This window comes from Polaromonas sp. P3_C2 (genome assembly GCF_056402675.1).
Window position 1 is genome coordinate 1 of sequence record NZ_JBFUGX010001094.1, and the last position, 854, is coordinate 854.

Annotated in this window: 1 protein-coding gene; it reads left to right on the forward strand. The window is 60.9% G+C overall.

Features of this window, described 5'->3' with window-relative positions:
- The coding region (locus AC1DWI_RS24850) for a glutamate--tRNA ligase (RefSeq protein ID WP_477726136.1) at positions 1-711 on the forward strand (711 nt) is incomplete at its 5' end.
- Between the last annotated feature and the right edge of the window lie 143 nt (positions 712-854).

Sequence of the window (854 nt, forward strand, 5' to 3'; positions counted from 1 at the left end):
GTGTACGCCCACCTGCCGACCGTGCTCAACGAGCAGGGCGAAAAACTCAGCAAGCGCAACGGCGCCAAGCCGGTGACGCAGTACGCCGCCGAAGGTTATTTGCCCGACGCCATGGTCAATTACCTGGCGCGCCTGGGCTGGAGCCACGGCGACGACGAAATCTTCAGCCGCGAGCAATTCATTGAATGGTTCAACCTTGATCACCTGGGCAAGAGCGCCGCGCAGTTCGACGAAGCCAAGCTGCGCTGGGTCAATGCCCAACACCTGAAGGCCACTCCTGATGACACACTGGCAACGCTGGTGCAGCCCTTCCTGGCTGCCCAGGGCATTACCGGCGTGGACCCGGTATGGGTGACGCGCGGTTGCGGGCTTTTTAAAGACCGCTGCAGCACACTCGTAGAGCTGGCCGGCTGGCTGCAACTGCTGGTGACCGGGGGCAAGCCCAGTGCTGAGGACATCAGCACGCACGTCACGGAGGCAGTGCGCCCGGCCATTGCAAAACTGAGCAGTTCCCTGGTGGCCTGCGAGTGGAGCAAGGCCGCGATCTCGGCCGCCATCAAACAGGTGCTGGCCGACACCGGCCTGAAGATGCCGCAGCTGGCAATGCCCGTACGCGTGCTGGTCATGGGCACGCCGCAAACCCCGTCCCTCGACGCGATTCTGGAGCTCATGAAGCGCGAAGATGTGGTCTCCCGGCTCAAGCTTGTTTGAGGATTTGAAATAGGCCAATTTTTCGGGCTATAATTCAAGGCTCGACAATTGCAGGGAAACCTCAATAACTTGACGGGGGTATAGCTCAGCTGGGAGAGCGCTTGCATGGCATGCAAGAGGTCAGCGGTTCGATCCCGCTTACC